A 23,863-nucleotide genomic window follows, 5' to 3' on the forward strand; every position below is an offset into this window, starting at 1 on the left:
AAGACTCGTTTTTATTACAGTCGGATAGGCTTAATATGCCAAATCTCATTTGCATACTCTTCGATGGTCCGGTCTGAAGAGAAATACCCCATATTGGCAATATTGAGTAAGGTTTTGCGCGTCCACTCATCTGGGTGGCGATATAGCGTATCGACTTGCTCTTGGGTATCCACATAGCTGCGATAATCAGCCAGCAATTGATAGTGATCCCCCAGATTGACGAGTGAATCAAACAGACTGCTATAACGATTGGGCTCTTCTGGGCTAAAAGCTCCGGTCGCAATCTGCGTCAATACCAGATGCAATTCTGGATCGTCGTCGTAATATTTCCGTGGGTTATAACCACTTTTGCGCAATGCCTCGACCTGCTCGGTGGTGTTACCGAAGATAAAGATATTCTCTTCACCCACGTGCTCAAGGATCTCGACATTCGCCCCATCCAAGGTGCCAATAGTCAGTGCCCCATTCAGTGCAAACTTCATATTACTGGTACCTGAAGCCTCGGTACCTGCCAGTGAGATCTGTTCGGAGAGATCCGCCGCAGGAATGATCAACTGCGCCAGACTGACACTGTAGTTGGGGATAAACACCACTTTCAGCAGATTATTAATCCGCGGATCATTGTTGATCACCTTAGCTACGTCATTGATCAGCCGAATGATTTGTTTGGCATTATAATAGGCGGAAGCGGCTTTACCGGCAAAAATCACCACTCGTGGCACCCATTTTTCATCTGGAGCTTCAAGAATGCGGTTATAGCGGGTGATGACATGCAGCACATTCAGCAATTGCCGTTTGTACTCATGGATACGTTTGATTTGCACATCAAACAGCGCCGCAGGGTTCACCACAATATTTAGCTTTTCAGCAATATAGGTCGCCAGCCGTTTTTTGTTCTCCAATTTGGCTTTTTGCAGCGCTTGTAAGAAGCTCGGATAGTCGAGATTTTTTTCCAGCTCACTCAACTGATCCAAGTTAGTCCGCCAGTTATGGCCGATAGTCTCATCCAATACCGTTGCCAGTGGCCGGTTAGCCAACCCCAACCAGCGCCGTGGAGTTACCCCATTGGTTTTATTACAGAAACGATTAGGGAAGATGCGGGAAAAATCAGCAAACAGCGACTGCACCATCAGTTCAGAATGCAGGGCAGAAACACCGTTAACTTTATGGCTGGCAATTACCGCGAGCCATGCCATTCGCACCCGTCGGCCATTATTTTCATCAATGATCGACACCCGCGACAGCAAGTCAGGTTCATTGGGATACTGTTCCTGCACCAGCTTGAGGAAATGATCATTGATATCAAAGATAATTTGCAGATGCCGTGGCAGGATCTTGCCGATCATATCAATTGGCCAGGTTTCCAGGGCTTCGCTCATCAGCGTGTGGTTGGTGTAGGAGAAAACTTGCTGCACCACATCCCAGGCATCCATCCAGCTAAACTTATGCTCATCAATCAACAAGCGCATCATTTCAGGAATAGAGAGTACCGGGTGGGTATCATTCAGGTGAATAGCAATCTTATCGGCCAGATTATCAAACGTCTGGTGCATGGTCCAATGGCGGCTGAGGATATCCTGCACCGTCGCGGAAACCAAAAAGTACTCTTGTCGCAAACGCAATTCACGCCCGGAATAGGTCGAGTCATCGGGGTACAGTACCCGCGATACATTTTCTGAATGGTTTTTATCTTCAACCGCAGCAAAGTAATCGCCCTGATTGAATTTACCCAAATTGATTTCATTACTGGCCTGCGCAGACCATAAGCGCAATGTATTAGTCGCATCTGTATCAAAACCAGGAATTATTTGATCATAAGCACAAGCAAGAATTTCTTCGGTTTCCAGCCAACGGATTTTACTGCCCTCCTGCTGAATACGCCCACCAAAGCGCACTTTATAGCGAGTATTGTGCCGTGGGAATTCCCACGCATTGCCGTATTCCAGCCAGTTATCAGGCGACTCCATCTGTTGGCCATTGACTATTTTCTGGCTGAACATGCCATATTCGTAGCGGATACCATAGCCACGGCCCGGCAGGGCCAAAGTTGCCAGTGAATCCAGGAAACAGGCCGCCAAGCGCCCTAACCCACCATTGCCTAAGCCGGGGTCGTTTTCCTCTTGCAGCAATTCAGACAGATTAAGGCCCATTTCATCCAATGCCTGCTCGATATCTTCATAAATCCCCATCGATAACAATGCATTAGATAACGTTCTTCCCAATAAAAATTCCATCGACAGATAATAAACCTGCCGGACATCTTGTGATAATTGCGCGCGATTAGAGCGCAGCCAACGTTCGACCATCCGGTCTCGCACGGCAAATAGCGTCGCATTCAGCCAATCATGCTGAGTCGCAATAGAAGGATCTTTGCCAACAATAAACATCAATTTGTAGGCGATAGAGTGTTTCAGCGCATCCACACTGACTACGGGAGAGGTATAACTGAACGGTGATGTCATAGCGGTTTTCCCAATTCGTGGTTACAACAAATCAGCAATTCAATTAAAGACGCCGATAAAGTGACAGATATTCTGCCGCTGCTACTTGCCAACCGAAGTCCAACCCCATCGCGTGGCGCTGAACGTGGCGCCAATGTTTTGGCCGGCTCCACAGCACAAAAGCGCGGCGGATCGCCCGCACCAATGCCTGCGCATCGCATTCATCAAACACAAACCCCGAGGCGCTGCCATCTGCCAGATTTTCCAGCGCGCAATCCACCACGGTATCTGCCAACCCGCCCGTACGCCGGACCAGCGGCAAAGTGCCATACTTCAAACCATACAACTGTGTTAACCCACAAGGTTCAAAACGGCTTGGCACCAGGATCACATCGGCACCGGCAATAATTCGGTGAGAAAATGCCTCGTGATAGCCAATTTGTACCCCAACCTGACCGGAGTAGTCTGCCGCAGCGGCCAAAAACTCCTCTTGTAGAATGGCATCCCCGGCCCCCAGTACCGCCAGTTGCCCGCCCAATTGCAGTAATTCGGGCAAAGCCTCCAGCACTAAATCCAACCCTTTTTGCTCTGTTAACCGGCTAACGACAGCAAAAACAGGTTTCTTTTCCGTCACCTCCAACCCCATAGTGGTTTGCAGGTGCACTTTATTCACCGCTTTCTTTTGTAGGTTCTCTGCGTCATAACAGGCATGCAGCAAGGTGTCAGTCTGTGGATCCCAAATGTCACTATCGACACCATTGAGGATACCCGTCAATCGCCCTTGGCTGGCTCGCTCTTGCAGTAACCCCTCCATTCCGTAGCCAAAAGCGGGTTGAGTAATTTCCTTGGCATAAGTCGGGCTGACCGTAGTGACATGGTCAGCAAAGAATAGCCCGGCTTTCAGATAGGAAATTTGACCATAGAATTCCAATCCGTACATTTGAAAGAATGCCGCAGGCAGTTGCAACTCAGCCAAATGCTTGCCGGAAAATAATCCCTGATAAGCCAAATTATGGACGGTAAATACTGATCGCGCAGGTCGGCCACGTGCGGCAAGATACGCACAGGCCAGCCCAGCATGCCAGTCATGGGCATGCACCACATCTGGACGCCAGTAACCATCAAGCCCACAGGCCAGCTCACAAGCCATCCACCCCAATAGTGCAAAACGGCGATAGTTATCGGCGTAGGAGTGCAAAGATTGATCGTGATATGGGCTACCGGCACGATCATAAAGGCCCGGTGCATCAATCAGATAAATGCCAATTCCTTGATAATGCCCAAAACGCAAAGAGACACGGCCAGCAAAGGTATCAATCTCCCTGACTAGCACTGTGTCGGTGATACCACGGCGCAAATCAGGGAAACCGGGTAGCATGACCCTAACATCGGCCCCCTCCGCAATTTGCGCGGCAGGTAAAGCACCAACAACGTCAGCTAATCCTCCGGTTTTTAATAAGGGGAACAGCTCGGAACACACGTGTAAGACCCGCATTATCACTCCTGGTCATCCATCTGGTTTTCACTAAAAGTGACCCAAATGAGCGTTATTATTGCGGCCAATTTGGAGGCGGTCAGTGCCCAAAACCGGAGCGTACACGTGGTACGTGAGGATTTTGAGCACTGGCCAAGTTTAAAGGGACAAATAAAATTGCCCTATTTTGCTGCCAACTTCGCCAGCATCTCGCGGGTGACTAACACCACCCCGCCCTCTGAACGGTAAAAACGGGCACTGTCTTCATCCGCGTTTTCCCCAATAACCATCCCTTCAGGTATATGACAAGCCCGGTCAATAATGCAACGGCGTAAACGACATGAGCGCCCAATATGAACATCTGGCAATAACACCGAGGAATCAATAGTACAGAACGAATTCACCCGAACCCTCGGGAATAACACTGAATGCACCACTACCGAACCTGAAACAATGCAACCACCAGACACTAGCGAGTTCATGGTCATACCATGACTACCAGAGCGGTCCTGCACAAATTTGGCGGGAGGCAATGGCTCCATATGGGTGCGAATTGGCCAATCGCGGTCATACATATCCAGTTCAGGTGTCACCGAGGCTAAATCAAGGTTAGTTCGCCAGTAAGCGTCTAACGTCCCCACATCACGCCAATAAGGTGGCAATTCTTGATTAGATGTCACACAGGAGAGATCAAACGGATGCGCATAAGCCACGCCTTGCTCAGTGAGTTTCGGTATTAAATCTTTACCGAAATCATGGCTGGATTCAGGCGAGTTGCGGTCTTCTTCTAATAATTTAAACAAATAATCGACATTGAAAATATAGATACCCATACTCGCCAGAGCCATATCCGGGCGTTCTGGCATCGCCGGAGGATCCTCAGGTTTTTCAAAGAAAGCAGTTATCTGATAATTTTCATCTACTTCCATGACACCAAACTCACTGGCTTCTTTAATCGGCACCGGAATACAAGCAACGGTACATTCACCCTCTCTCTCCACATGGTCAATTAACATGCGCGAGTAATCCATTTTGTAAATGTGATCACCAGCCAGAATGACAATATATTTGGCGTTATAGCGGCGAATAATGTCCAGATTCTGATAAACCGCATCTGCCGTGCCTCTGTACCACTGCTCAGAACTACTGCGCTGCTGGGCGGGCAGTAAATCAACAAATTCGTTCATCTCCTCATTGAGGAATGACCAGCCACGTTGAATATGCTGAACCAGAGTATGAGATTGGTACTGGGTAATGACACCAATACGACGGATACCGGAGTTCAGACAATTAGACAGGGCAAAATCGATAATGCGGTATTTACCACCAAAATGTACCGCAGGTTTCGCCCGCTTATCCGTCAGGCCTTTCAGCCGTGTACCGCGACCTCCCGCCAAAATCAGTGCTACAGATTGATTCGGTAATAATCTGGCTAACATCAGCGGGTCTTTGTTTTCATACTTAACCATGAATACTCCTTAAGTTTTCTGTGCGAGCACGCAAACGGCATAGGCGGGTCCGTTCCACACGGTTAACGGTTCCGTACGCTCTGACGGCTCAAAAGGAGGAATCATTACCCATTCCCCCACAGGTAAATGCATTTCACATTTTTGGTCTGTCGCATTAATGGCGACCAACCAGCGCTGAGATAACAGGATTTGTAGTTGTTTCTGACAGCCCTGCTCCCAAGCTGTAACACTCAGCGCTTGCCCCTGACAATCCAACCATTGCACATTGCCATCACCTTCCCGCCACCATGTGTCTTTAATCAGGGCGGGGATTTGCTGGCGTAACCGAATAAGTTCAGCAGTAAACTCCATCAATGAAGTGTCTGCGCTCCGCCAATCGAGCCAAGTGAGGATGTTATTTTGACAATACGCATTGTTGTTGCCTTGCTGGCTATGACCATGCTCATCACCAGCCAGTAACATCGGCGTTCCCTGTGAGAGTAACAAGGTGGTAAGTAATGCCCGCTGGCAAGCTTTGCGCTGTTGCCAGATAGCTTCATCCGCCACCAAACCTTCACTACCAAAATTATTACTAAGATTGTTATCGCTACCATCACGATTTTCTTCACCATTGATTTGATTGTGTTTTTGGTTAAAACACAGTAAATCCAGCAAAGTAAAACCATCGTGAGCGGTAATTTGATTGATACTGGCAGAAGGAGAACGATCACGTTGTTCAAACAGGCCGCTTGATGCCGCAAAGTGCTGAGCAAATTGCCCCAGCGGTAAATCACCTCGCAGCCAAAAGCGGCGCATCGCATCGCGATACTGATCATTCCACTCACTGAACCCGGTAGGGAAATTACCCAGTTGGTAGCCCCCCAGGCCAACATCCCAAGGTTCCGCAATCATTTTGCAGGTACTGAGTCGCTCATCGGCCGCGAGTGCGGCAAAAAAAGGGGCGTGTTGATCAAAAGCCGGAGTGCGACCCAAGACGGTGCCCAAATCAAAACGGAAACCATCAATGTGGCAGCTATCCACCCAATGGCGTAAACATTCAATGACCCACTGCATCACGTAGGGCTGACTGAGCCGCAGCGTATTGCCGCAACCGGTCATATTGTCGTATTCACCTTCGGGGGTAAGCCAGTAATAGCTGGCATTGTCGATCCCACGCTGGCACAGAGTCGGGCCAAAAACATCCAGCTCTGCACTGTGGTTGAACACCACATCCAGAATCACCTCAATACCCGCTTTATGCAGCGCCTTAACCGCATCTCGCAATTCTCGTAAGGGAGAGATGCCCTCACGACCAGAGGCATAGTCCGGATCAACGGCATAAGGGGCCAATACGTTATAGCCCCAGTAATTACTCAATCCCATCTTCTGTAAGCGCGGTTCATCAACATGAAATTGCACCGGTAGCAATTCCAGCGTGGTAATGCCCAGCTTTTTCAAATAGCTGATCATGGCCGGATGGGCCAGACCCGCATAGGTACCGCGCAAGTCAGCAGGAATGTCTGGGTGTAATTGGGTTAAGCCGCGGACATGGGCTTCATAAATAACAGTATTGCCCCAAGGAATAGCCGGTGAACGATCACCCTGCCAGTCGTATTGTTCGTGAACCACAATACATTTAGGCACTATTGCAGCAGTGTCCTGCTCATCAGGCTGGTTAATCCCACCATTCAAACTTGGGTCATCCCCCACCTTATGGTCTAACGCATGAGCGCAGGGGTCGATTAGTAACTTATTAGGATTAAAACGATGCCCTTGTTGCGGATCAAATGGCCCACTAACTCGGTAACCATAGCGCTGCCCTGGCTTTCCTCCGGGCAAATAACCATGCCAGATATCCCCATTACGGGCAGGTAATGGGATGCGCAACTCTTGGTTGTTGTCATCAAACAGGCACAGTTCGACCTGCTCTGCATTGGCCGAAAATAGCGTAAAATTTATCCCGGCCCCATCAAAATGAGCACCAGCTGGTGTCGGGGAGCCACTGGTCAAACGGGCCATTACCCCTCCCGCAACAAGTAAATAGTCGCCAGCGGCGGTAAGGTCAGCAGCAAGGAGTGGCCGTGATTATGGCTGCCGACAGGATGGCTCTGAATTCCGCCTTGGTTGCCCAGATTACTGCCACGATAAAACGCTGAATCAGAGTTCAGAACTTCACGATAATGCCCGCCATGTGGAATACCCACACGGTAGTTATAACGCGGGACTGGCGTGAAATTACTGATAGCAATCAGCTCGTTACCTTTTGCATCACGGCGCAGGAAGGCAAAGACCGAGTTTTCATGGTCATCAACCACCAGCCATTCAAAACCTTCAGGTTGGTAATCCAACTCGTATAATGGCGCATGTTTCTGATAGCAATGGTTAAGGTCGCGCACCAGCCGCTGTACCCCTTTGTGCCAACCATTTTCATCATCCAGTAAATGCCAATCTAAACTGCTATCGAAGTTCCACTCGCGGCCTTGGGCAAACTCACATCCCATAAACAGCAACTTCTTGCCAGGGTGTGCCCACATAAAGGCGTAATAGGCACGGAGATTAGCAAATTTTTGCCATGCGTCTCCCGGCATGCGATCGAGTATCGAGCGCTTGCCATGAACCACTTCATCGTGAGAAATCGGCAAAATAAAGTTCTCGGTATAGGCGTATAACATACCGAAAGTCATTAAATTATGATGATATTTGCGGTGAACAGGGTCACATTGCATGTAATTGAGCGTGTCATGCATCCAGCCCATATTCCACTTGTAGTTAAAGCCCAATCCGCCCTCTTCCGGTGGCAATGTTACCCCCGGAAAATCGGTGGACTCCTCAGCCATCGTCACGCCACCAGTGCGCTCAACACCGATGGTATGGTTGGTGTAACGCAGGAAGGCGATAGCCTCCAGATTTTCTCGCCCACCGTAATAGTTCGGTACCCATTGCCCTTCAGCACGGCTGTAATCGCGGTAAATCATTGAGGCGACAGCATCAATGCGCAAGGCATCGATACCAAAACGTTCCATCCAATAAAATGCATTGCCAGCCAGATAGTTACGGACTTCGTTACGGCCATAGTTGTAAATTAGGGTATTCCAGTCCTGATGGTAACCTTCACGCGGATCGGCATATTCATATAAGGCGGTGCCATCGAAAGTCGATAAACCATGTTCATCACTAGGGAAATGGCCGGGAACCCAGTCAAGAATGACGTTAATACCTGCTTCATGGAATTTGGCGACGAACTCTTTGAAATCCTGCGGTGTGCCAAAACGACGGGTCGGCGCATACAGTCCCAGCGGCTGATAACCCCAACTACCATCAAACGGATGCTCACTAATCGGCAACAATTCCACATGGGTAAACCCCATGTATTTGACGTATTCAACCAGTTGGTCAGCTAATTCACTGTAACTGAGCCAAAAGTTACTCTCAGCATGACGACGCCATGAACCAAGATGCACTTCATAGATAGAAACGGGTGAACGCAAGTCATTGGCTTTTTGCCGTTTAGGGGTATTTTCCACCACATCAGGCAACGGGCTAATTAATGACGCCGTTTCTGGCCGCATCTGAGCTTCAAAGGCATAAGGGTCTGCTTTTAACCGTACGTGACCATTGCTGTCGATTATTTCAAACTTATACTGTTGCCCCGCCTGAACACCGGGCAAGAATAGCTCCCAAATGCCATTTTCACGCCTTAGCCGCATCGGATGGCGGCGACCATCCCAAAAGTTAAACTCACCGACAACAGAGACTCGCTTGGCATTGGGTGCCCAAACGGCAAAGCTCACGCCCGGAACCCCATCAAGGCTCATCAAATGTGCGCCTAAACGTTCATAAGGACGTAGATGGGTACCTTCAGCCAGTAGCCAGGCATCAATATCCTGCAACAACGTACCAAATCGATAAGGATCATCAATGAGTTGAGTGCTTTTTGCCCAGGTCACCGCTAATTGATAACGAAATAGGTTTTTACGGCGCGGCAGTTTGGCAATAAAAAAACCACGCGGGTCTTCGCAGGTAAATTGAGCAAGATGACGCCCAGTTTTACTGTCAACCAACCAGACTTCTTTAGCATCTGGCAATAGCGCACAAACCTGCACACCCTGTGCGGTTTGGTGCATACCCAAAACGGAAAAAGGATCGGCGTAATGGCCGGAAATAATTTGATTAATCACCTGACGGTCGGGAAGTACTGACATATCTGCTTCCTTTGATTAAGGACATAATTTTATGAAAAAATTTAAACAAAAGTATCAAAATCCGACATTGTAATCATGTAATCCATTTAATGTATTGGACATGATCAAGATCAATAAATGGATTTAATGCCTTAACCCGTTTTTCTGATAAAACTGCGCGTCTTCTGACTTTTCGCACCCAAACTATAAGCATAGTCAATGGGCGACAAAAAAATTGGCTTATGATTAATGAAATTTTTTCTCACTTGGATTTGGTGAAAAAAAAGGCATTTATGGTGCACAAAAGCGGCGTGAACGATGGAAAAACCCTCGGTCAAACCATAAAACCAGAGTCGTTTACATCGATGGTGAGAAAATGCTCAAAATAAGGAACTGAGCCGCTATTTGCCGCTTTCATGCCTTTTTTGCTTAAAAAGGGCGGCAGTTAAAATTTTCCGCGACAGAATGTAGGTACAATAGCGGCAAGAATGGGCACGGGTGGTTATCAACATGGGCATTAGCCAGGTCGAACTGATTTTTTCCCTTTTACAACAGATGTGTGTGTATCTGGTTATTGCCTATCTGCTGAGTAAAACACCGCTTTTTATCCCCTTGATGCAGGTTACCATTAGGTTGCCCCATAAACTGGTGTGCTACCTCACGTTTTCCATGTTTTGTATCATGGGTACCTACTTTGGTTTACACATTGAAGACTCCATTGCTAACACCCGCGCTATCGGTGCCGTGTTGGGCGGCGTGCTGGGGGGGCCATCGGTCGGATTTCTCGTGGGGCTAACTGGCGGGTTACATCGCTATTCAATGGGTGGGATGACGGCCACCGCCTGTATGTTATCTACCGTAGCTGAAGGGCTATTGGGCGGGTTTCTCCACAGCTATTTGATACGTAGAAATCGCCTCGACCTGTTGTTCCAACCACTAGTTGTCGCAGGAATTACCTTGGTGGCTGAAGTCCTGCAAATGCTGATTATCCTAGCCGTTGCCCGCCCCTTCACCGAGGCGGTAGAGCTGGTAGAAAACATTGCCTTGCCGATGATGATCACCAACACCATCGGTGCCGCCATGTTTATGCGCATCTTATTGGATCGCAGGGCTATTTTTGAAAAATATACCACCGCATTTTCGGCCAAAGCATTACAAATTGCCGCACGAGCGGAGGGGCTACTTCGCCACGGTTTTGACCAAAAAAACAGTATGCGAGTGGCGCGTATCTTGTATGAGGAACTGGGCGTTGGCGCCGTCGCCATTACTGACCGCGAGAAACTGCTCGCCTTTATCGGTACCGGTTCTGACCACCATCTGGTGGGCGGCGCAATTACCTCAGACCACACCCACCGAGCGATTGAACTCAATCAAGTGGTCTACGCCGACGGCAATGCCGTGCCCTATACCTGCTCAATTTCACCCACTTGTAAGCTAGGTTCTACCTTGGTTATTCCCTTACGTGGTGAAGAGCATCGGGTGATTGGTAGCATCAAACTGTATGAGCCAAAAAGTAAATTGTTCTCCAGTATTAACCGCACATTGGGTGAAGGTATTGCTCACCTGCTGTCGGCCCAGATTTTGGCCGGTGAGTTCGAGCAACAAAAGCAGCTGCTGGCACAGTCTGAAATCAAATTACTCCACGCGCAGGTTAATCCCCACTTCCTGTTTAATGCACTGAATACGCTATCCGTGGTGATCCGGCGCAACCCAGATCATGCCCGTAAACTGGTGCTTTCTCTGTCGACATTTTTCCGTAAAAACCTCAAACGCAGCCACGACGTGGTCACGCTGAGTGATGAGATTGAGCATGTAAATGCTTATCTGGAAATAGAAAAGGCGCGTTTTGCTGATCGTCTGAGTGTTGAAATTTCATTACCGGATGAGTTAATGGATGCGCGGTTACCGGCATTCTCCCTTCAGCCGGTTGTCGAGAATGCCATAAAACACGGCATATCGCAGATGTTCAGCAATGGGCAAATTACATTGCATGGCAAGCTGGATGACAATGTGCTGGTGCTGGAGGTTGAGGACAACGCTGGGTTATATCAGCCACGCCCTAATGGCGATGGGCTGGGCATAAATCTGGTCGATAGGCGAATTAAAGTGCGCTACGGCAACGAATATGGCGTGACGGTGATAAGTAAGGCCGAGGAATTCACCCGCATCATCATTAAATTGCCATTTATCACTGCCAATGAGAGTTGACACTCAAGGGTTCGGCGGGTCACGGCGGGTAATATTCACCATATTAAGCACCGTAGCTGACCGTTCATGTCGCCGCCATGCCAACGTAATTTTGGTTTTTAACAGGCTGTCGTCAATCTCATGATAAGTCACATTATTGGCCTGAATCGCCGTCAGGGAACGAGGGACGAGAGTAAAACCAAATCCTGCAGCAACCATCCCGATGGCCGAGACCATCTGAGGCGATTGCTGCCCCAAAGTAGGCTGAAATCCTGCGCGATAACAGGCACTGATGATGGCATCAAACAATCCGGGGCCAACTTCTCGCGGGAAAATAATTAATTTTTCATGCTGTAACGCTTGCAAGTTTATGACTGGGCAATCCTGTAACGGATGGTTATGTGGCAGTACCACCAGCATATCTTCCTCCACCAGCACCTTACAGGTAAATTCATTACTGGCACCGCAGGGTTGGCGGATAAAGGCCACATCAATGTGCTCATTATGCAAATCATTCATTAGCACTGGCATCGTCTCTTCACTGGGCGACAATATCACCTCCGGATATTGATCCCGATAAGCATGAAGCAACTGCAGTACCAAAGGCTGAAAAGCGGTCGAACTGGCAAAACCCACCCGCAACTTACCTGTTTCTCCTCGTGCAATACTTTTTGCCCGCTCTATCGCTTCGTCCGTGAGAGTCAATATATGGCAGGCATCCGCATAGAAAGCTTTCCCCGCGTCGGTCAGTTCGACACCACGCGCTAACCGGCGCAGTAGCGGTGCCCCTATCTCTCGTTCCAATTTTTGAATTTGCTGACTCAGTGGCGGCTGAGAAATACCCAATTTTTCAGCCGCCCGAGTAAAGTGCCGAGCAGAAGCCACTGCAGCAAAATATCGAAGATAACGTAATTCCATATATTTTTGATATCAAGAAAGTGAGATACCTATATTGGTACTTATGTTCTTTCAGCGTCAACCTTATATATAAATATAATTTATGTTATGGGTAAGCGGAGAAGAATATGCCTCAATCAATCACACCACATTGCTCATGTACTCAAGAGGTTGCAGAAAGCTTTATTGCGTATAAAGAGAAGCATCCTGAGTGCATTATCTATCAAACCTCACTCATGAGCGCGCTAATTAGTGGTGTTTATGAGGGAGATATCACCATGGCCGAGTTGCTTAAGCATGGCGACTTTGGATTAGGAACATTTAACAATCTTGATGGGGAGCTGGTTGCATTAAACAGCAAAATTTATCAATTACGATCTGATGGGAGCGCCCGCGCGGCACAGCCAGAGCAGAAAACACCGTTTGCTGTAATGACCTTTTTCCAGCCGACAGAAACACGCAATTTCGAACATAAAATGAGTCGCAAACAACTTCATCGCGTGATTAATGACGTCGCCGAATCAGATAATCTGTTTTGTGCATTGCGTGTCGATGGCACGTTTAGCCATGTTGAAACCCGCACCGTTCCCTGCCAGCAGCGCCCTTATAAACCCATGCTTGAAGCTATAGCGCAGCAGCCCACATTTAAGTTTGAGCACCGCAATGGCACCATTATTGGTTTTCGTAGCCCGAACTACGTTCAAGGTATCAACGTGGCCGGCTATCACGAACATTTTATTACCGATGACCGCAATGGCGGCGGCCATGTACTGGATTTCCAATTGGAAAACGGCACTCTGACATTTGGCACCATCACCAAATTGGTTATCGACCTGCCGCAAGAACCTGATTTTCTCCAAGCCAACCTTTCCCCTTTGAATCTCAATAACGCCATCCGCGCCGTAGAGAGCTAACAGGCTGTCATTACTCAATAAACAATAGCTTAGGGTTAAGCCGACAATACAAAGGACATAAAATCATGAAGAGTGAACCCAATATTCTGGCCTGGAAATGTGGTGCTGATCTGGTGGTTAATCATTTAGAGCAGCAAGGTGTAAAGCAGGTCTTTGGTATCCCAGGCGCTAAAATCGATCGAGTATTTGATTCACTGGAAGATTCCAGCATCAATACCATCGTAGTACGTCATGAAGCCAATGCTGCCTTTATGGCTGGTGCAGTGGGTCGTCTGACCGGTAAAGCCGGTGTCGCGCTGGTCACCTCCGGCCCAGGCTGTGCCAATCTGGTGACAGGGCTGGCCACCGCCACCTCTGAGGGTGATCCAGTGGTCGCATTAGGTGGGGCAGTAAAGCGAGCCGATAGCCTGAAAATAACCCACCAAAGTATGGATACCGTGAGTATTTTCCGCCCGGTCACTAAGTTTAGTGCCGAAGTCACCGCCTCTGCCGCACTCTCTGAAGTGCTGGGCAATGCCTTTAGAACCGCTGAATTTGGTAGACCAGGGGCCGCCTTTGTTAGCTTGCCGCAAGATATTCTCAATAAACCCATCACCAGCCATGCGCTGATTCGTCAAATATGCCCGCAAAGTGGTAGTGCACCACGTGATGAAATTATTGCTGCCGCTAATTTACTCAATCAAGCTAAAAACCCTATTTTGCTACTTGGATTGATGGCGAGTCAGCCAGCAAATGCACAAGCCATACGCCGCCTACTTCGCCACAGTAAAATACCGGTAACCAGTACCTATCAAGCAGCCGGCGTGGTTGATCAAGCACATTTCGACCACTTTGCCGGTCGGGTAGGATTATTTAATAATCAGGCAGGCGATAAGCTGCTACAGCAAGCCGATTTGATTATGACCATCGGTTACAGCCCGGTGGAATACGACCCCGCACTGTGGAATAACGGTCATGCCACCTTGATACATATGGATATTTTACCTGCCGAGATAGACGCCGCTTATCAGCCAGAAAAAGAGCTGCTGGGCGATATCGCCGCCACGGTAGATGCCCTCAATGAGCTGATAAACGGCCCGATAATTTTGACCTCACAAACCCAAATGATACTGGCCGATCGCACACGTCAACGGCGAGATTTGGCTAACCGGGCCGACCATATGAGCGGCTTTGCTATCCATCCCCTGCGTCTGGTGCGAGCTATGCAGGATATCGTCAACAGCGACGTCACTCTTTGTGTCGATATGGGGAGTTTTCATATCTGGATTGCCCGCTATCTTTACAGCTTCCGTAGCCGTCAAATTTTGATGTCCAATGGTCAACAGACTATGGGAGTTGCGCTGCCCTGGGCCATTGCAGCGGCACTGGTCAATCCACAGCAAAAAGTGGTTTCTGTCTCTGGGGATGGGGGCTTTATGCAATCAAGCATGGAGCTGGAGACCGCGGTACGCCTGAAAAGTAATCTGCTACATATCATTTGGGTCGATAACGGCTACAACATGGTGGAAATTCAAGAGCAGAAGAAATATCACCGGCCATCTGGAGTCAGCTTTGGCCCCATCGATTTTAAAATGTATGCAGAATCCTTTGGCGCAGCCGGTTTTGCCGTGGAGTCCGCCGATGAACTCACCCATAAATTACATCTGGCGATGGATGTGCAAGGCCCCGCTGTCATCGCCATCCCAGTGGACTATTCAGATAATCATCGTTTGATGGAAGAGCTGAATATCAGTCAGTTGCTGTAGAACCCTTTATTCTCTCAACTGACGAATTATTAAGATGAGATGAGCAGTAGCGAGTGAATTCAAAATATAGGTCAGAAATAGTGACTAAACACCATTTATTAATGGTGTTTAGTCAATCTAATAACACGATCTGCCGAAGCAATAGTGGAAGGCCGATGCGCGATGATCACTCTGGTTATCGCTAACCCAGCAATATTTTTATTAATATAAGCTTCATTTTCTAAATCTAAATGACTGGTTGCTTCATCCATAAACAAAATACCGGGACGCCGATACAAAGCGCGAGCAATCAATAAACGCTGTTTTTGCCCTCCTGATAAACTTCCTCCCAATTCACCTAATAACGTTTCATATCTCATTGGCATCTGCATGATGTCATCATGAATATTGCATTGGCGGGCACAATTAATGATTAATTCACGATCAATTGAGGCGTCAAAACTCGCAATATTCTCTGCAATAGAGCCGGCAAATAGCCGGTCATCTTGTAATATACAAGCAATGCATCGGCGATAATTATTGATACCAATAACATGGATATCCAGCCCATTGACTAACACATTGCCCGCACTTGGTTCTAATAATCCGCTCATTAATCTCATTAACGTGGTTTTCCCAACACCAGACGGCCCAATAATTGCCACACTCTCCCTGATTTAATATCAAGATTTATATTGTTAATTATAGGTTTAGATATATTGTCATATTGGTAACTCAAGTTACGAGCCGCAAAAGTCACTGCTGTATTCGGAGGAAATAATAGCTGAAAAGGCATTTCTTTTTCCGGCTTAGACAGCACGATATCAGCCACCCTCTCATTATGCAGGCTAAGCATGCGCAGTTGCAGCACCATATTAATCAAGCTACTGGTGCGCTCAGAGAACTGGCCACGGTAAGCGTTGAATGCAATAAACATCCCTAAAGTCATCTGATTATCGATAACTAATGATGCACCCAGCCAAAGGATAATGACCTGATCGCAGGCAGCAATAAAAGCATTTATCCCACCAAATAGCATATCCAGCCGGGTGATTCGGATACCTGCATTGGTCGTATCTATATTCAGGTTCAACCAAAATTGAGAGCGGGTTTTTAACAGCCCTAATGCTTTCAGTGTACCAATGCCATACAGCGTCTCCATAAAATGCGAGCTAGCTTTCGCCCCCTTGACCAGTAATGCTTCGGAGGCTTGTCGGTAGTGGCTATAGGTAACCAGACGCACGATAATATAAATAACAGTGAACCCCAGCACGACCCAAACCAGCCAACCACCATACAGCAGCATCATAATAAGCACGCCAATGGACATAATGCCGTCGATAATGCTATTTACAATACTGGTCGTAAAAGTAGTCCGAATAGTATCAAGTGAACCAAAACGTGATTGAATATCTCCTAACTTGCGCTTTTCGAAATAGACCAGAGGGAGCTTCATCAAATGATCAAACATACCCACTTTCCACTGTACATCTATCAGTGAGTCCATCACGATAATTGTCCATGAACGCAACATTGCTACGGCAGTTCGGAACACAATAAAAAACAGTAAGCCAGTACAAATTAGCGCCAATAAGTGATGATCACTGGCTTGAATCACATGATCTAAAACCAATTGAGTGCCTACCGGTATCAGTAAACTAACCGCTTCAATAATTATTGAGAGACAGAATATTTTAGTTAACGCTGCTATTAACCCATTAATATTGGAAAATAAATGGCGTAACTGTAACCGACTTTGTTTATCAATCGAGGTGAAATCATTATCAGGCCATAACTCCAATGCTATGCCGGTAAAATGCTGAGATAACTCATGCATACCAATAACTCTACGCCCCATGGCTGGATCGTGAATAATAATACGATTACGCCGAACGGCAACGAGTACCACAAAGTGATTAAGATCCCAATGCAGAATACTGGGAGTTTTAAGTGCAGAGAGTTCATCAATATCAAGCGATAAAGCACGAGTTTGAAATTTAACTGAGCTAGCAATCTCTATTAAAGTATTAAGTGTCGCCCCACGAGCTGAAGCTCCGAATTGCTGCCGTAAATTGAACAAATCAATATTCAGACCAAAATAGTGAAATACCATTGCCAGACTTGCCAGACCACATTCAGATGATTCAGTTTGTATAATCTGCGGAACCTTTTTCCTCCAAGTCAAATTCAGTTTACTAACAAGAAAGGTAAAAAGATCGTTATTCATGAACAGGTTCCACCAGGCTTTTTTCCATGTTATAGAAAGGCGAAAACATCCATTGATAGAGAGATCGTTTTTCGAGGAAAAGGGTCGATTGTGCTTTCATGCCTCCCGTAAGGCGCAGTATTTTTTCTTGGTAGAGGAGTTGAGTTTTATCCAGGACAACCAATATTTTATAGTAAGATTCAGCACCCCCCCCTGAATGACGAGGTGGGGTACTGTTGTAACTGGACATCTCTTGAATTGAAGCGGGTACAGTAGAAAGTGTTTCAATGCGGCCGGAGAACTGACCAAATTTTTCGAAAGGAAAAGCATCGTAGCGCACATTAACTCGATCGCCAGCAGAAATATAAGGTATAGCTCCATTAGGTAGCCAAAGTACTAAATAATACAGAGCATCAGAACCAGGTATTAATTGTGCCAAACTGTCCCCCACATTGACCATTTGCCCAGTTGTTACGCTAAGTGATTCTATTCGTCCATCAACTGGTGCATTAATCACTAATATTCCTGTGGCATCAGTTTCAGATAATTGCCTTTGTAAATTGCCATATTGCAATTCATATTGTGAAATCTGGTTATCAAAATCAGCAGCACGGGTGACCATTTCACTTTCTAAATTAATAATCTGTAGTGTTTCTTGCATATTTTGGTTATATAAGCTGTGAGAGGCTATTTGCTGCTGATAATAAGCATAGGTTTGATTATTGACTTGTTCTTTAGTGATAAATCCTTTACGTAGATACTCACCATAACTATTCACTGTTTTACGCATAGACTCAACGTTTCTTTGGCTATCTTTGACCAATTGAGCCGATTGCTGATAAACAGCTTCATATTTATTTTTCTGTACTGACATATTACTCAGAGTAACATGTTTATTACTCTGTAAATTTCGGATAATACTCTGAACCTGAACCAGTTGTTGTTTAATTGCTTGCTGGTTATTTTGACTTACAATCCCAGAACATGTCACCTTACTGATGTCAATGTGGTAAATCGCCTGTCCTTTTATGACTTCATCGCCGACATTAACCAAACTTTTAGTAATAAACCCTTGCTGAGAAGAGAAGATATTAATTGGTCGGGGGATTGTTGTAATCTCACCATGAACATTGACTCTTCGAGTATAACTTCCCAGTATAATAAAATGAACAAAAATAAAAATAATTAGGAATGATATCACTGCAACAATCCATGCTGGGATACCAGAGATAAGTAATGCTTTACCTATCCATTTTGTTTGCTGATAATCAAAGGCTTCCTGCCTAAACATACACTATCCTATTAGGATTTCATTAAAAAAAACCTAAACCATTAATAAAAAAACACCATATTAAGCATCGGGAAACCCAAATATCTAAATATGATGTATTGATTTCATCCCTAATAGCTATTTATCGACTACAACTTATTCCTCCCGTCATCCGGCAAATATAATAATTATCAGGACCACTCAAGTAAGCAGGCCGACCCAATGTGGCGGGATCATAGCTCACGGACGGAATAGTAATTTGAGGTGCTGAATTAATGACGTGAGAGACACCATCATAAGCTTTGCCTCCGGCCAAACTACCAAGAGATGCACCTCCTGCAGCACCTGCTGGCCCTCCAAGCCGGCCTCCTATGACTGTTCCGGCTAGTGCACCTGAACTCTGAGCTAACTCCCTTCCTGAATTACCACCACTGACATGTTCAGTTTCTAATGCTGATAATCTTCTCATATTACAACTCCTTTTATTGAGATACATCAATTACATGTAATTAATGTTATTTTTTTCTTATCCTTAAATAAGCATCTATAAACTTCTTCATACCATCAAAAAATGGAATGAAAGTACAAATAGCAGCAAGAAAAATAGAAATATATATCTTATTCCCAACTTCTGGCAATCTACCATCAAGTATAAAACTTGATAAATACAGTATTGTCATATAAAAAAATGTATAAAATAGGATTTTCATCACAATATTCAAGCATGCAATAACAATCACATAATTATTCATATGAACATCCTATCAGACTAAATGAGAATGCATAGCATGATGCAACCCAATAAACAGTAAATCACAATGATTTTATTTGTTTTATTTTACTCTTATATTCATTCAATATATCACTATTGAAGTTTATAGAGTTCAAAAAATCAAAATATTTTGCAGCTTGACTGATATAATTATTATCAAACAGAAGAATAGAAATAAGTGCATCTATATGATACCCTTCACTATGTATCATTCAATATTGTGGATCAATGTTTCGCTCTCTATATAGTATAGTTTTATCTAATAACTCTTTATACTTTGATTTTAATTCAACAATGTTAATTAGACACTTATAATAATATGAGTTACTATTTTCAGGAAGAAAACAATTCATAATGTCTGTTATAATATCTACATCATCAAACTTACTTTGTCTCAAATTATTCTTAGCAAGAAGATCTAACAATGCGAAAGTGAATTCATCTTCTCTAATATTGCTTTTTGAAAAATCATATTGCTCATTTAATATAAGTGAAGATTTTATTCCTACTTCAGCATTTAATAAATCTATGACTTCAATTCCATCTCGATAGTAAAAATATTTCCATCTTAAATTATTTGGCTCCAGTAACATCATTTTACTCAAAAGAGATAAATTCCTATCTGTTTTTCTTTTGTTTTTTACAATTTCATGCATGTAACCATCATGAATAAAAGTAATATTAACAGAAATATAGTATGGCTTTGTGTTATTAATTCTTGGCTCTTCATGAACCAGTCCAAAATAGTTTATATCTGTATTGTTCAAAAAAAATCGTCTAACTGTTGTGACATTATAACCATTGTGGTTAGAAATAAAAGGGCATATAACCATTTCATTTTTTATAGATAAAAACTGTAAAATTAATAATATTTCCTTTACTTCATTATAATCTCCCTTTCCATCTAAATACTCGTCAGCATCAATAAACATAAGCCAATCTTTTTTTGCTTTTCTTTTTGCAAAATTGCGGGCATGAGAGAAATCATTCTCCCAAGGAGTACTATAGGTTTTTATCTTATCGCTAACAATACTATTAATTATATCCATAGTACTATCAGTAGACCCTGTATCTACAATCACAATCTCGTCGACATAATCCAAAATACTCTCAATGCAACGGTAAATACATCGCTCTTCATCTTTAACGATAATAACTGCAGATATAGTAGGCAAGGATACTTGATATATTCGTTCGAATAAAACTAAAATATCATTTAGTATCTTATCAAGATATATATCATGAAATGTATTATCCATGACAACAAAACAATTCAATCTTGGGTCAATTTCTAAAATAAATGAAACCTTATCCAACCAATTATTTAATAAATTTATTTTATCACTTTCAGCAATGGAATTTAAAATGAAATCCTTAAGCCTAATAAGATAGTTTGAATTAAAATAATTAATATCACTCATATGTACATACCAGATATATTGCAGGCATAATTCTAATTTAAATAGTATTATGCCTTACTTTAAAAGTTATCTCTGTGTACTAAACCCACCCCCCGTATAGCTTGGATTTGGATCGCCATAGAACCCACCAGGCCATGAACAGGAGCGAACAGCATCCATTACCCCGCCCCAAGTCATACTCGGCCCCGGATTGTAATCACTACTCCCACCAGATATTTGAGCTAGAATTACTTCATCTTTAATTTCACGCAGTAAATCTTTAGGTTTCCTCATAGATATATTCTCCATTATTTATTAAATTATTTAAGTAAACCAATAAATCTAATAACTCTATCGGTGTCATTACAACTATATTCTAGTGTAGTAAGATAGATAACGTTTCTTTTATCATATTCTCCAAGATAGAATTGCTTTTGTAAACCTGGAGTGCAAATGATAAAATCAGATATCCTTTTTAATTCCTCTATATTAGATTCTGATGGATCAAGTATTACATTGCAGTTTATTCTTTTCTTTTCTAAGTCATCATTTATTTTTTTACATACTTATCTTCTTTACACCACCCAAATATAATCGGCGTAAAAAGAGCTCTTCCCAGCATTGGGCTTGAGTTATAAACAAACACCCCAACCTTTTTCATTTATATTGCCTATTATAATTATACCGCTAATCTTAATGATTGTTTTCACCATAGACTTAAAATTAACCATTCGGATTAAATTTGTCAAAGCCTTTAAGGAAACTTCATCCTAGATTTAATTAATTAAATTATTTCACAAATATATATTTCATATGTAATGAAAAATATAATTCTATTATTATCCAGAAAAGAAATTGATATTTATTGAAAAAATATAATTACATTAAAAATGGAAATTTTGAAATAAAAAAAGCCCTGACCATAAGATCAAAGCTTTATCATCACTGTTTGGATAACTGATTACATTAGTATCCGCAGCATACGGCGCAGTGGTTCTGCCGCGCCCCACAGCAACTGGTCACCCACGGTAAAGGCGGAGAGATATTCTGGCCCCATATTCAGCTTACGCAAGCGGCCTACAGGGGTATTCAAGGTTCCGGTGACTGCCGCTGGCGTCAGTTCACGCATGCTCAGCTCGCGGTCATTTGGAATAACACGAACCCAGTCATTGTGAGTTGCCAGTAATTGCTCGATTTCTGGCAATGGTACGTCTTTTTTCAGTTTCAGCGTGAAAGCCTGGCTATGACAACGCAGTGCGCCGATACGGACACACAGGCCATCAACCGGGATCACCGAGCCGGTATTCAGAATTTTATTAGTCTCGGCCTGACCTTTCCATTCTTCACGGCTCTGGCCGTTATCCAGCGCCTTGTCGATCCATGGGATCAAGCTGCCAGCCAGTGGCACACCAAAATTGTCCGTCGGTAACGAGCTACTGCGAGTCGCCGCCGTCACTTTACGTTCGATATCCAGAATGGCAGAAGCAGGGTCTTGCAACTCTTTAGCCACACCAGCATGCAGCATGCCCATTTGAGTCAGTAACTCACGCATATGGCGTGCGCCACCGCCGGATGCAGCTTGATAAGTCGCAACAGATGCCCACTCAACCAGGTCATTGGCAAACAAACCGCCCAATGACATCAGCATCAGGCTGACAGTACAATTACCACCGGCAAAGGTCTTGATACCTTGATCCAGCCCCTGCTGAATAACGCTGTGGTTAACTGGGTCCAGAATAATAATCGCGTCATCCCGCATACGCAGAGAAGATGCTGCGTCAATCCAGTAACCTTGCCAGCCAGTTTCTCGCAGCTTTGGATAAATTTCGTTGGTATAATCTCCCCCTTGGCAAGTGATGATAATATCTAATGCACTCAGCGCATCAATATCATAAGCATCTTGTAATGTGCCTTGCTGGCCCGTGAAAGCTGGTGCAGCTTGACCATGCTGAGAGGTAGAGAAAAAGACCGGGCGGATGCCGTCAAAGTCGCGTTCTTCAATCATGCGCTGCATGAGAACTGAGCCGACCATACCGCGCCAGCCGATAAAACCAACGTTTTTCATGTTTACTGTCCTGCCTTGGAAGGTGACACCGATTAATGGATGTCTATCTTGCATCGCTGCACGTTATCTACGGCAAGCTGACGAATACAGACCTGATACCACCTTACAAAATATGGACAAAGTGGCAAGTTAAATTATTCGATACCAGAATGATTCAAAGCAATCTTCCTAATATGTGACTTTGACTGGCCGGAAACGCCAGTCGTTTAGACCCTTTTGAGGTAAAAATGACAGAGATGATCGCGGCAACAGTGTTGCTGTTTTTGATTATGGACCCGTTAGGAAACTTGCCGATTTTTATGTCGGTGCTCAAGCATCTGGAACCTAAACGGCGACGGGTAGTATTGATCCGTGAGTTGCTGATTGCCCTAATATTGATGCTAATTTTCCTGTTCGCCGGGGAAAAGATTCTGGCATTCCTCAATCTGCGGACTGAAACCGTGTCGATATCGGGCGGTATCATTTTGTTCTTAATCGCGATTAAGATGATTTTCCCCTCTCCTGAAAGTAATGTTACCGGGCTATCGGCAGGAGAAGAGCCATTCTTGGTTCCGTTGGCTATTCCATTAGTCGCTGGCCCCTCGATTCTGGCAACCCTGATGCTGCTGTCGCATCAGTATCCTAATCAGCTCAGCCACTTAGTGCTGGCATTGATGATTGCCTGGGGTTTATCCGCCGCCATTTTATTGATGTCGAATCTGTTCCTGCGCTTGCTTGGCAGTAAAGGTGTCAGCGCATTAGAACGGCTGATGGGGTTAATTTTGGTGATGTTATCAACGCAGATGTTTTTAGATGGCGTGCGGGCGTATTTAATGAAGTGATTTACCTGGAGTTAGTGCCTGAGTGATCCGTTCGGTTGATATGAGATTAGCGGTTACTTCACC

General features: G+C 44.9%; 15 protein-coding genes and 1 pseudogene. 4 read left to right on the forward strand and 12 right to left on the reverse strand.

Features of this window, described 5'->3' with window-relative positions:
• Nucleotides 1–14 precede the first annotated feature (14 nt).
• The 5 genes from glgP to glgB all read right to left on the reverse strand — a co-directional run bounded on the left by glgP (nucleotide 15) and on the right by glgB (nucleotide 9,565).
• A complete protein-coding gene (glgP, locus tag DJ58_RS10035; RefSeq protein ID WP_004709396.1) occupies nucleotides 15–2,462 on the reverse strand; it encodes a glycogen phosphorylase in 2,448 nt (815 codons plus the stop codon).
• Between the two features lie 43 nt (nucleotides 2,463–2,505).
• A complete protein-coding gene (gene glgA, locus DJ58_RS10030; protein WP_032911101.1) occupies nucleotides 2,506–3,936 on the reverse strand; it encodes a glycogen synthase GlgA in 1,431 nt (476 codons plus the stop codon).
• 161 nt (nucleotides 3,937–4,097) lie between these two features.
• Nucleotides 4,098–5,384 (reverse strand): glucose-1-phosphate adenylyltransferase, encoded by a 1,287-nt coding sequence (gene glgC / locus DJ58_RS10025; protein ID WP_004709398.1) that lies wholly within the window; start codon nucleotides 5,382–5,384, stop codon nucleotides 4,098–4,100.
• Between the two features lie 9 nt (nucleotides 5,385–5,393).
• Entirely contained in the window at nucleotides 5,394–7,382 is a 1,989-nt protein-coding gene (gene glgX, locus DJ58_RS10020; protein ID WP_032911102.1) for a glycogen debranching protein GlgX, read from the reverse strand.
• Complete coding sequence (glgB, locus tag DJ58_RS10015) at nucleotides 7,382–9,565, reverse strand: 1,4-alpha-glucan branching protein GlgB (RefSeq protein WP_004709401.1); 2,184 nt, start codon at nucleotides 9,563–9,565, stop codon at nucleotides 7,382–7,384. Before glgB ends, glgX begins: the two co-directional genes overlap by 1 nt.
• Before the next feature lie 489 nt (nucleotides 9,566–10,054).
• Between glgB and DJ58_RS10010 the strand changes: the two genes are divergently transcribed.
• Nucleotides 10,055–11,752: a sensor histidine kinase gene (locus DJ58_RS10010; protein WP_032911104.1), complete on the forward strand. Its 1,698-nt coding sequence runs from the start codon at nucleotides 10,055–10,057 to the stop codon at nucleotides 11,750–11,752.
• 3 nt (nucleotides 11,753–11,755) lie between these two features.
• Here DJ58_RS10010 and DJ58_RS10005 read toward each other — a convergent pair whose 3' ends face one another.
• Nucleotides 11,756–12,649, reverse strand: a complete 894-nt coding sequence (locus DJ58_RS10005; protein ID WP_004709406.1) for a LysR family transcriptional regulator — start codon at nucleotides 12,647–12,649, stop codon at nucleotides 11,756–11,758.
• A 107-nt stretch (nucleotides 12,650–12,756) separates the two neighbouring features.
• On the opposite strand from DJ58_RS10005, the gene budA reads away from it, so the two are divergent.
• Both budA and alsS read left to right on the forward strand, forming a co-directional pair.
• The gene (budA, locus tag DJ58_RS10000) at nucleotides 12,757–13,542 is read left to right on the forward strand and encodes an acetolactate decarboxylase (protein WP_004709407.1); all 786 of its coding nucleotides are present in this window, start codon (nucleotides 12,757–12,759) and stop codon (nucleotides 13,540–13,542) included.
• Between the two features lie 65 nt (nucleotides 13,543–13,607).
• The gene (alsS, locus tag DJ58_RS09995) at nucleotides 13,608–15,287 is read left to right on the forward strand and encodes an acetolactate synthase AlsS (protein WP_004709410.1); all 1,680 of its coding nucleotides are present in this window, start codon (nucleotides 13,608–13,610) and stop codon (nucleotides 15,285–15,287) included.
• A 98-nt stretch (nucleotides 15,288–15,385) separates the two neighbouring features.
• Here alsS and DJ58_RS0121830 read toward each other — a convergent pair.
• The 6 genes and pseudogenes from DJ58_RS0121830 to asd all read right to left on the reverse strand — a co-directional run bounded on the left by DJ58_RS0121830 (nucleotide 15,386) and on the right by asd (nucleotide 22,979).
• A pseudogene (locus DJ58_RS0121830) lies at nucleotides 15,386–17,493 on the reverse strand (peptidase domain-containing ABC transporter).
• Nucleotides 17,486–18,763: an HlyD family secretion protein gene (locus tag DJ58_RS09990; RefSeq protein ID WP_004709416.1), complete on the reverse strand. Its 1,278-nt coding sequence runs from the start codon at nucleotides 18,761–18,763 to the stop codon at nucleotides 17,486–17,488. Before DJ58_RS09990 ends, DJ58_RS0121830 begins: the two are co-directional and overlap by 8 nt.
• Before the next feature lie 494 nt (nucleotides 18,764–19,257).
• A complete protein-coding gene (locus DJ58_RS09985) occupies nucleotides 19,258–19,494 on the reverse strand; it encodes a hypothetical protein (protein ID WP_032911108.1) in 237 nt (78 codons plus the stop codon).
• Nucleotides 19,495–19,726: 232 nt separating this feature from the next.
• Nucleotides 19,727–20,935 carry a glycosyltransferase family 2 protein gene (locus DJ58_RS09980; protein ID WP_004709418.1) on the reverse strand — a complete coding sequence of 403 codons (1,209 nt, stop codon included), beginning with the start codon at nucleotides 20,933–20,935 and terminating at the stop codon, nucleotides 19,727–19,729.
• Nucleotides 20,936–21,001: 66 nt separating this feature from the next.
• Complete coding sequence (locus tag DJ58_RS09975; protein WP_032911109.1) at nucleotides 21,002–21,208, reverse strand: hypothetical protein; 207 nt, start codon at nucleotides 21,206–21,208, stop codon at nucleotides 21,002–21,004.
• A gap of 667 nt (nucleotides 21,209–21,875) precedes the next feature.
• Nucleotides 21,876–22,979 (reverse strand): aspartate-semialdehyde dehydrogenase, encoded by a 1,104-nt coding sequence (gene asd / locus DJ58_RS09970; RefSeq protein ID WP_032913246.1) that lies wholly within the window; start codon nucleotides 22,977–22,979, stop codon nucleotides 21,876–21,878.
• A gap of 227 nt (nucleotides 22,980–23,206) precedes the next feature.
• Here asd and DJ58_RS09965 point away from each other — a divergent pair, with 227 nt between their 5' ends.
• Entirely contained in the window at nucleotides 23,207–23,800 is a 594-nt protein-coding gene (locus DJ58_RS09965) for a YhgN family NAAT transporter (RefSeq protein WP_032911111.1), read from the forward strand.
• Nucleotides 23,801–23,863 lie beyond the last annotated feature (63 nt).

Source organism: Yersinia frederiksenii ATCC 33641 (assembly GCF_000754805.1).
Lineage (GTDB): Bacteria > Pseudomonadota > Gammaproteobacteria > Enterobacterales > Enterobacteriaceae > Yersinia > Yersinia frederiksenii.

Excerpts from the sequence above, each read along its gene's own strand:
- DJ58_RS09975 (WP_032911109.1), bottom strand. The coding sequence starts at position 21,208 with ATGAGGAAACCTAAAGATTTACTGCGTGAAATTAAAGATGAAGTAATT.
- DJ58_RS10005 (WP_004709406.1), bottom strand. The coding sequence starts at position 12,649 with ATGGAATTACGTTATCTTCGATATTTTGCTGCAGTGGCTTCTGCTCGG.
- glgP (WP_004709396.1), bottom strand. The coding sequence starts at position 2,462 with ATGACATCACCGTTCAGTTATACCTCTCCCGTAGTCAGTGTGGATGCG.
- DJ58_RS09990 (WP_004709416.1), bottom strand. The coding sequence starts at position 18,763 with ATGTTTAGGCAGGAAGCCTTTGATTATCAGCAAACAAAATGGATAGGT.
- glgA (WP_032911101.1), bottom strand. The coding sequence starts at position 3,936 with ATGCGGGTCTTACACGTGTGTTCCGAGCTGTTCCCCTTATTAAAAACC.
- glgC (WP_004709398.1), bottom strand. The coding sequence starts at position 5,384 with ATGGTTAAGTATGAAAACAAAGACCCGCTGATGTTAGCCAGATTATTA.
- DJ58_RS09985 (WP_032911108.1), bottom strand. The coding sequence starts at position 19,494 with ATGAATAATTATGTGATTGTTATTGCATGCTTGAATATTGTGATGAAA.
- DJ58_RS09980 (WP_004709418.1), bottom strand. The coding sequence starts at position 20,935 with ATGAGTGATATTAATTATTTTAATTCAAACTATCTTATTAGGCTTAAG.
- DJ58_RS09965 (WP_032911111.1), top strand. The coding sequence starts at position 23,207 with ATGACAGAGATGATCGCGGCAACAGTGTTGCTGTTTTTGATTATGGAC.
- alsS (WP_004709410.1), top strand. The coding sequence starts at position 13,608 with ATGAAGAGTGAACCCAATATTCTGGCCTGGAAATGTGGTGCTGATCTG.
- asd (WP_032913246.1), bottom strand. The coding sequence starts at position 22,979 with ATGAAAAACGTTGGTTTTATCGGCTGGCGCGGTATGGTCGGCTCAGTT.
- glgX (WP_032911102.1), bottom strand. The coding sequence starts at position 7,382 with ATGGCCCGTTTGACCAGTGGCTCCCCGACACCAGCTGGTGCTCATTTT.
- glgB (WP_004709401.1), bottom strand. The coding sequence starts at position 9,565 with ATGTCAGTACTTCCCGACCGTCAGGTGATTAATCAAATTATTTCCGGC.
- budA (WP_004709407.1), top strand. The coding sequence starts at position 12,757 with ATGCCTCAATCAATCACACCACATTGCTCATGTACTCAAGAGGTTGCA.
- DJ58_RS10010 (WP_032911104.1), top strand. The coding sequence starts at position 10,055 with ATGGGCATTAGCCAGGTCGAACTGATTTTTTCCCTTTTACAACAGATG.